8 protein-coding genes and 1 pseudogene are annotated in these 8,541 nt (G+C 42.5%); 4 read left to right on the top strand and 5 right to left on the bottom strand.

Annotated features, from left to right (window positions below; genetic code table 11):
* The 4 genes and pseudogenes from MF4640_RS19065 to MF4640_RS14035 form a co-directional block, all read left to right on the top strand.
* Nucleotides 1-107 (top strand): annotated as a pseudogene (locus MF4640_RS19065) (IS5/IS1182 family transposase); the annotation flags it as partial.
* A 160-nt stretch (nt 108-267) separates the two neighbouring features.
* A complete protein-coding gene (locus MF4640_RS14045) occupies nt 268-558 on the top strand; it encodes a hypothetical protein (RefSeq protein ID WP_078389985.1) in 291 nt (96 codons plus the stop codon).
* 108 nt (nt 559-666) lie between these two features.
* Nucleotides 667-1,557, top strand: coding sequence for a pirin family protein (locus tag MF4640_RS14040; protein ID WP_078389984.1), 891 nt, complete (start codon nt 667-669; stop codon nt 1,555-1,557).
* A gap of 248 nt (nt 1,558-1,805) precedes the next feature.
* Nucleotides 1,806-3,035 (top strand): MFS transporter, encoded by a 1,230-nt coding sequence (locus tag MF4640_RS14035; RefSeq protein WP_078389983.1) that lies wholly within the window; start codon nt 1,806-1,808, stop codon nt 3,033-3,035.
* Between the two features lie 115 nt (nt 3,036-3,150).
* On the opposite strand, the gene MF4640_RS14030 is transcribed toward MF4640_RS14035, so the two are convergent.
* The 5 genes from MF4640_RS14030 to MF4640_RS14010 all read right to left on the bottom strand — a co-directional run bounded on the left by MF4640_RS14030 (nt 3,151) and on the right by MF4640_RS14010 (nt 8,533).
* Complete coding sequence (locus tag MF4640_RS14030) at nt 3,151-3,450, bottom strand: DUF3817 domain-containing protein (protein WP_078389988.1); 300 nt, start codon at nt 3,448-3,450, stop codon at nt 3,151-3,153.
* Nucleotides 3,451-3,565: 115 nt separating this feature from the next.
* Entirely contained in the window at nt 3,566-5,716 is a 2,151-nt protein-coding gene (yccS, locus tag MF4640_RS14025; protein ID WP_078389982.1) for a YccS family putative transporter, read from the bottom strand.
* A gap of 216 nt (nt 5,717-5,932) precedes the next feature.
* Complete coding sequence (gene sodC, locus MF4640_RS14020) at nt 5,933-6,484, bottom strand: superoxide dismutase family protein (RefSeq protein WP_078389981.1); 552 nt, start codon at nt 6,482-6,484, stop codon at nt 5,933-5,935.
* A 145-nt stretch (nt 6,485-6,629) separates the two neighbouring features.
* Complete coding sequence (locus tag MF4640_RS14015) at nt 6,630-7,751, bottom strand: AI-2E family transporter (protein ID WP_168158788.1); 1,122 nt, start codon at nt 7,749-7,751, stop codon at nt 6,630-6,632.
* A gap of 137 nt (nt 7,752-7,888) precedes the next feature.
* Nucleotides 7,889-8,533 carry a ParA family protein gene (locus tag MF4640_RS14010; protein ID WP_078389979.1) on the bottom strand — a complete coding sequence of 215 codons (645 nt, stop codon included), beginning with the start codon at nt 8,531-8,533 and terminating at the stop codon, nt 7,889-7,891.
* Nucleotides 8,534-8,541 lie beyond the last annotated feature (8 nt).

The following is an 8,541-nucleotide window of genomic DNA, read 5'->3' as shown; positions in this document are numbered from 1 at the left end:
TGAAAACATTTAGAATATTAAGTGAACGCTATCGAAATAGACGGAAAAGATTCGGCTTACGCATTAACTTAATTGCTGCACTCGTAAACCGGATAAACTTGCAATAATGACTTTCGCAGGAGATCTACTGATTATGAATTTATAGAAGAGTATTTACTTGGTAATGAAGAAATTAAAGAAGAGTTAGAATTAACTAGGCAATTTTGGTTAAGTAAGGCCGCAAGTGGATCAGGGTCAGTAAAGCTTATTGATCAGAAAATTCAAAGAGTGTTGAATGAGCACAATTTAGATTTAAACTTTCATATTTGGGGGCATTCACTAGATTATTCGGATAATACTTATATAAAAGAATTATTTTCATTCAATGAGCCTTATGATCAAGGTGTAAGAATAGTTGTTTATCACTATAATAGTGCTCAGTTTGATTTACTATCAAACCTTATTTATATTTTAAAAAAAGATAAGGTTGAAAACTGGATGAAAAAAGGTTGGCTAAGATTTGAGCCTAATCCAAATATTGCTGAAATTAATGGTATAGAACCTGTCGAGCTGCCTTAAATAACAGTTCAAGCATCCTAAATTTAAAACACTGAAACTCATCTAGCCTATCGAACGGGGCTGTTTGCTAGGCTATGATCAAATTATTCAAATGATAAGCAGAATAAAATGAAAACCCTTGCCTTTATTCACTCAGAAAGTACACGGACGGCTGTAGGCGACTTCGCCCCAGTCGTCTCCGTGTTTTCACACTATGAACTAGGGAACTCGGTTTCACCTTTTCTATTGCTCGATCATATAGGCCCCAGTTATTTACAGCCAACTCGCTTAAAAAAGGGCGTGAGTGAACATCCGCATCGTGGCTTTGAAACCGTAACTATTGTTTACCAAGGTGAGCTTGCCCATCAGGACTCTACAAGTGGTGGCGGTGTGATTGGGGCAGGGGATGTACAGTGGATGACAGCAGGGGCAGGAGTACTGCACGAAGAAGTGTTTAGTGAGGCATTTTCCAAAACGGGCGGGGCATTTGAAATGATCCAGTTGTGGGTCAATTTGCCTGCCAAAGACAAAATGAATCCTGCACGTTATCAACACTTGAGTCATGAAGCTATTCCAAAGCTTGAGTTGGCGCAAGCTCAAGGAATGGTCAGGGTGATTGCAGGGACGTATGAAAGCCAGACGGGGCCTGCTCAAACGCATAGCCCTATGACCGTGTTGGATGTTCAGCTTACAGCAGGAACAAAAATGGTTTTACCTGCATTGGAGGGCGAAACGACACTGCTGTATATCCGTAGTGGTCGCATTCAGCTTTATAGTGGCGAAACCGTTGAAGCACAACAGATGGCGGTCATGTCTAATCAGGGTGAGGACTTTGAAATAAAAGCGGTACAAGACAGCACTTTTTTATTACTCAGTGGGCAGCCTTTAAATGAACCGATTTATGGACGCGGTTATTTTGTCATGAACACCTTCACCGAAGTTTTGCAGGCGTATGAGGACCTAAAACAAGGGCATTTTATTGCGCCTAGTATAAAACCAAATGCGACAGATGAAACTTAAAAAAGTAACAATACAAACAGATGCAACACTGCTAAAATAGTTTAACTGAGCTTTGTCGGTGTCACCGCTCAGTCTATATTAATAACACCTTTTCTAAAAACGCTTTGTGAATACAGCGTAAAACCAGTGTGCATTTCTCGCACCCATTACATTTCTATTCAATTTTACAGTGCTTGCCATTGGGCTTAGTCGTCTCTCCCTCTAACTGACTTTGCTCAGGCTTGTACGCATTTTATATGTAGATAACAATGCAAAACGTACAAACTTTAAAGTTAAGCCGTGCCACACTGATGTTTCCTTTGGCATTGGTTTTATTCGAATTTTCGGTCTATATCGGTAACGATTTAGTCCAGCCAGCCATGCTCGCGATTACCCAAGACTTTGGGGTAAGCAGTGCGTGGGCGCCATCCTCTATGTCCTTTTATTTACTGGGCGGTGCTTGTGTCGCGTGGCTGCTTGGACCACTCTCAGACCGTTTAGGCCGTAAAAAAGTGTTGCTCGCAGGTGTGGCATTTTTTGTGCTGACTTGCCTCGCGATTTTACTCACTCAAAATATTGAGTCTTTTTTGGCGCTCCGCTTTTTACAAGGCGTGGGGTTGTCGATGATTTCTGCTGTGGGGTATGCCGCAGTACAGGAAAGTTTTGAAGAACGTGATGCCATTAAAGTCATGGCACTCATGGCCAATATTTCTTTGCTGGCACCGCTGCTTGGTCCAGTAGTGGGCGCGTTTATGATTGACCATGTGTCATGGCATTGGGGCTTTATTGGCATCGCCTTTTTGGCTTTTTTAAGTTGGTTCGGTTTAAAAGCCAAAATGCCTGCAACACAGCAGCGTCATCCGAAAAAACCGCTGCGCTATATTTGGGATGACTATAAAACGGTCTATAAAAATAAGACCTTTTTGGCGCTCACCTTTGGTTTGCCTATGGTCGCGATGCCTTTGATGTTGTGGATCGCACTTTCACCTGTGATCTTGGTGGAAGAACTCGGCTTGAGCAGTATGCAATACGGCTTGGCGCAGTTCCCCGTCTTGGGTGGTCTCATTCTGGGCAACATTGTATTGATTAAAGTCATCGACAAAATGGCACTGGGTAAAACTGTGTTACTCGGTTTGCCTTTGATGTTCGTCGGTACGCTGTTGGTGGTGCTCGGCACCATTTTCCAAAGTTATTTCTTGCCGTTACTGATTGTGGGGATGACTTTGGTGAGCTTCGGCGAAGGTATCAGTTTTTCTGTGTTATATCGCTTTGCGTTGATGTCATCGGAAGTGTCCAAAGGGACGGTTGCCGCAGCCGTTTCGGTACTGATGATGTTTACGTTCTTCTTCGTGATTGAACTGGTGCGTATGGCTTATGTGGCATTTGGTCTTTGGGCCTATAGTTTGGTCTGCCTCATTTTGATTGCACTTTGGTTTAGCTTTCCACGTGCGACCGTGAAAAAAGTGATGCAAAAACGTCTTGAGAGTGGTGTTTACTAAGATTTTATTCACTGAATTCAGCGAAGTTCACATCATAAAAAAAGCGCGCATTCATTTGAATGGGCGCTTTTTATGACTGCTTTAAAAAATCCTTTTTAAAGCCAGTTTTTTTAACTCAGGCTTCAGCTTGCTTAGGTTCTAATTTTTTAATTTTGGCATCAAACACAAAAGGCCCAAAAGGTAAGATTGAAGCGATCAAACCTAAAATAAACATCTTCAAAGACCATTTTTGCTTTTCACAGACCACAAACAGCACAATGAGAAACAGGATAAACAATACGCCATGCCCCATACCCACGTATTTGACTAGGATCGGGTTATCAAAGATGTATTTCATTGGCATCGCAACGAATAACAACAGTAAAAAAGAAATCCCTTCTAAAAATCCTACAACACGTAATGTCTGAATGTTCATGGTCAAAAAATCTATGAGAATGAAGCTCGAGTGTACGCAAGAACCAGATAAAAATGAACCATAATACACCTGTACATCATGAACTCTTTTAAAGGTCATCATTATGTCGTCCGTTTTATTTAATATCTCGGGCCAGTAGTTCAGTTTTTAACTTCAGCAATTCAGGCAAGGTTTCCAGTAGTAGACTGATTTGTTTGAGGACCAAGTGTAAATTCTGACTCATTGTTTCTTGTGCATTTAAGCGTTTAATCTCTGCCAGTTTCTGCTTGATATCGAGTTCAGCTAATGCTTGCTGATGGAGCAGTACATGATTTAGCGTATTTTGACACCAGAGCATGAGTTCCAGCACTTGTGTATCCTGAACCAACTCTCGGTGACTTCCCAAAGCAGAAATATAACTGAGTTGACTGTGGCTATATACCAAGTAGCGAAAAGCATGATGTACCAGTTCTGGGTTTGGATTGGGCTCGGTACTGAGACTAGAAATCATATTCGCCAGTTCAGTTTGGGCATTATGCGCAGTACGACGAGCACTGCGGTAAGCCAGACTATTATTTTTGCCGTGTTGATATTGCTCACAGATGGCATTGAAATAGTTGAGGGTTGCATCGGATGCTTTTTTTATGGTGTTGGAAATATTGCGGAAGTCCCAATCGGGCCAAATAAAACTCACTGCGAACCAAGCAATGGCACAGCCAATGAAGGTATCTATAATGCGCGGTAAAATAATGGCATAGCCTGCACCTTTTAAATTGAAAATCAGCAGTACCATGAGTGTTGCCATCAGGGTCGCCATGGCATATTTCTTGGAACTGAGATAGAAAAAGCACACGCCAAAAATAATGGTTAGTAGTAGTTGTCCTTCAATACTTGGGACGAAATACAGCAGCGGAATCCCTAAAACAACGCCCAAAATAGTGCCCAAGGTTCGCATTTTTAAGCGGCTTTTGGTGGCAAAATAACGCATTTGGCAAACAAATAAACTGGTGAGCAAAATCCAATAGCCATGTTGCGCAAAGGGCAGAAGCGAGATGCCATAACCGACAGCAAAGACAAAGGCGATGCGTACCGCATGTCGAAACAGTGCGGATTGGGGGGTGAGATGTTGACTGAGTTTGAGCCACAGATCATGCCAATCATGAATATCATCATCATATAAGTTGAGGTTATCAATATGCTGTTGATAACGCTGTTCTTGGCGCGATTGTAGTTCGTTGAGGTGCTGAAAACGTTCATGCACACTGTCCAAATTATTTAAAATCAGTTGTAGATTTTTGACTTCAATATTGTGTGGATGATCTCGAATCCAGTCCTGCATGGAACTGTGTAAATTCAGCAACGCCTGAGTGGTCGTTGGATCGGATACATAGGTTTGATTGGCTAAGATACATCGTGCCAAAGCCTGACAGGCAAGGGCTTGCAGCCGAATATTTTTTTGAATACGAAAAATGAGGTCAGTACGGCTAAAGTTTTGATGTAACTGCTCATAGTGTAGATAATTAGAGCTGGCTTGTTCATGAATGTCTTGAACGAGAAAGTAGAGGTTGAGCCAATAAATTGTATTTTGGTTGGCGCGAGACGCTTTTAGTCGCGTCAGTAGTGAACTTTTGGTGTGGTTAAAACTTTGCACCACAGTACTGTTTTGTAAGGATAAATCGTAGAGCAGCGCTTCTACATTGTCTCGATTGTCTGGGTCGAATAGACGTGCTTTTGCGTTGAGCAAATCGGCAACTTGGTTAAAACAGCGGGCTAAGTTGTCCTGAACGGCCAAGGTGGGTTTAAGAATATAAAACACAATGGCGGTACAGCCATACCACAATGCTCCCAAGACAAAACAACTGGGTTGAAAGTACCAAACCGAATATTCACCTAGGCCAAACATGCTGTATAGGGAAAGTAGAATGGTGCCAAAGCTCATCGCTGCATAGCGTTGCCCCAGTGCCCCCAGTAAAATAAAACAAGCACTAGACAGTGATAAATATAAGATGAAAAAGAATTTATAAGGATGCAAAAAATCTAAGATGCTACTGACGCTAAAGAACAAGACACAGACATAGGCAAGGTTTCTGAGACGAATACTGAGCCTATCGTCGAAGTCGGTCAGGGCTGTTGCAATTGCACCTAATGTGGTCGGAACGATGAGCTGTTGCAGTCCTAAGAAATATAAACCTAAGGTTGTACCACTCAGCACAATCAAAATTTGCAAGCAATACATAAAAATTGCATTGGACTGAAAGGACTGAAACCACTGACGAAAATTGTTCACGATGTAATAGTCTAGGCTTGGTTTTATTTTGGTTTTAGCCTGAACTTTTTTCAGGGCACTGTCAATTTAATGCGGTGCTCCATTGCATGAAAAATTCACCTATGACAATAAAAATGCAGCAGAGCATGGCTCCGCTGCATTGTGTGTATAAGTCGAAACTTATCCACATGTGTGAGGTCAAAACACTGTTTTATTCACAGTGCAAAGGCGATAGCCTTATTTAATCACGCCACAGGCGATACGGTCACCGCCACCGCCAAGTGGTTTAGGTGTATCTGAATAGTTATCACCACCTGCATGTACCATCACCGCTAAGCCCTCAACGTCGGCTAAACTTAAGCGAGGAGCGAGTAAATTGACTTTTGCATTGCCTACTGAGTCGACATTCAAGATTGGTAAATCACCCATATGGCCATTCAGTGGTGTGCCGTGGTTTGGCGCTTTTTCTGGGTTAAAGTGTCCCCCAGCCGCTAAAGCAGCCACAGGTTTTCCTTCTTTTTCAGCCACATCACACGAACCTTTTTCATGGATATGAAAACCGTGTGGGCCGGGTGGAAGTTGAGTCAAATTGGTTTGAATCGCCAAACCAACAGGGCTATCAATAAAACGAATGGTGCCAATTTTTTGTCCCACACCTGCAGTTGAAACAGCGTGTACATCGACGTCTTTGACCATCGTGTTGGTTTCAGTGGGTGTAGTGGTACATGCCACAGTCCCTAAACCGATTAAAGTCACAAGTGCGCTTAATTTGAAAGCAGAAGACAACATGTTGGGTCCTTTTTTCCTTAAAATTCAGAACCATTCAAACAAAGCCAAGGCTTCGGTTCAATGTTGTCCGTACAGCGTTTTTGTATCTGACATAAAAAAACGCATACTTTCGAGGAAAGCATGCGTTCAAGTCATTTCACAGAACTTATTTTTTGGGTGTATCTAAAGGCTCTTCAGGTGGATCATAAGCCAATGTCGCTTTCGGCATCATTAGGGGTTCATTGACTTGTTCATGTAGCCATTCGCGCCAAATGGCTAACAGTACCGCTAGAATCACGGGTCCGACAAATAAGCCGACCATACCAAAGCTGGCTAAACCACCCAATACACCAAACATGATGAGTAAGAACGGAATTTGTGTTGCACCTGAGATCACCAATGGGCGAATCACATTGTCCGCTGTACTGACCACACAGACACCCCACACCATCACTCCAATCGCTTCAATAGTCTGCCCTTGAGAGAATAACCATAAAGACACGGCACTATATGCTACAGGAGGGCCAAAAGGAATGAGTGCAAAGATAAAGGTCACAATGGTCAGTACCATTGGGTTTGGGACACCAGCAACAAAATAGCTCAGGCCTGCTAATAGCGCTTGCGCAATCGCAGTTAGGCCAACCCCATAGACCACTGCACGCGTGGTTTCAGAAATGGTGTCTAAATAGTGGTGGATACGTGGGCCAATCACCATCTCCAGCGCTTTACTGACCTGATTTAAAATGGTCTGGCCATCACGATAGAAGAAGAATAACGACATCACCGCAAAACAGAGTTTAAAAATATTCTTACTGATTTCACTCAGCACCAAACGACCATAATTTAAGTGGCTTTGAAACCAGCCCGAGACATTTTGTACAATACTGTTCGGATCGGTGTTGATTTCTTTTAAAGTACGGGTGACTTCTTTACCAATAATGGGCAAGTCCCGAATAAATTGCGGAACATCTAAATGACCTGAGAACACTTGTCTTTGTAGTTCATAAAATAGATTACGACCTTCATGTTGCAGCATAAAGATGGCAAAGGTCAGCGGGATCCCGACAACTAAAACCACCATACTGATCATGATGGTGGCGCTTAAGGTTGGACGTGGTCCACAGAGTTTCTGCACTGAGTGATATAAAGGCCATGTGATGTAGGCAATAATCGCAGCCCAAAGCACAGGTACAATAAAGTATTTCAGGACTTGAAAGCTCAAATAGAACAGAATAAAAATCAGTCCAAATAACAATACTTTTTGTAAGGCTGGTGCGTATCGTTGCACGGTATTCACTGCTATATCTCTAAGGTCAAAGTCATATTAACTGAAAAAAATGCGCACGAGAACGTACCCTTGGTAAGTTCTCGTGAATAACCGACTATAAATAGGGAATAACCCCGTTTTATCTATAGCAAAATATTTTAGAACCAAGCACTTGGGTCATCGACAATGGCGTTGAGCAGCGGTTGCCATTGGCTTTGAATGGAGAGATAATTCTTTTGTGTTTTATCAAATACGCTTAAACCTTGCATTGCCAATTGGCCATACGCGGTACGTTCTGAAATCCATGCTACAGGTTGTTGTTCAATTTTCGCAAAAAAATCTTGGATGTCTTTGGCACTGGCGCTGTTGGCTTTGACCCGATTAGCCAAAAGCAAAATTTGCACTTTGCCTTTACGAATGCGTTTAATGTCTTGTAAATGCTTTAAAAAACGACGGGTACTGTCAATATCAAAAAACGAGGGTTGCAGTGGGGTCACAATCGCATGCGCTTCACTGACCAGCTGTTCGGCATGCTCACCAGACAGCGCACCCGGCGCATCGATAATTAAATATTCAATGTTTTTAGGTACGTCACCTATCGATTTCTCATGGCGCCAATCTAGACTTTGAATATGCGCCACTTGCTCTGGACGCTGTTTTAACCATTGACGAGCAGATTTTTGATTATCGGCATCGGCCAAAGCCACTTTATAACCTTTTTGTGCGAGTGCCGAAGCTAAATTGATTGCGGTTATCGTTTTGCCACAGCCACCTTTTTGGTTGGCGATTAATATCGTTTTCATGACCTTAA

Source organism: Acinetobacter sp. MF4640 (assembly GCF_002018895.1).
GTDB classification, from domain to species: domain Bacteria; phylum Pseudomonadota; class Gammaproteobacteria; order Pseudomonadales; family Moraxellaceae; genus Acinetobacter; species Acinetobacter johnsonii.
The sequence above is the reverse complement of the archived record's forward strand: the minus strand, read 5'-3'. Positions and strand labels throughout refer to the sequence as shown.

Coding starts and splice junctions, on each gene's coding strand:
- MF4640_RS14040 (WP_078389984.1), top strand. CDS start 667: ATGAAAACCCTTGCCTTTATTCACTCAGAAAGTACACGGACGGCTGTA.
- MF4640_RS14035 (WP_078389983.1), top strand. CDS start 1,806: ATGCAAAACGTACAAACTTTAAAGTTAAGCCGTGCCACACTGATGTTT.
- sodC (WP_078389981.1), bottom strand. CDS start 6,484: ATGTTGTCTTCTGCTTTCAAATTAAGCGCACTTGTGACTTTAATCGGT.
- MF4640_RS14030 (WP_078389988.1), bottom strand. CDS start 3,450: ATGAACATTCAGACATTACGTGTTGTAGGATTTTTAGAAGGGATTTCT.
- MF4640_RS14010 (WP_078389979.1), bottom strand. CDS start 8,533: ATGAAAACGATATTAATCGCCAACCAAAAAGGTGGCTGTGGCAAAACG.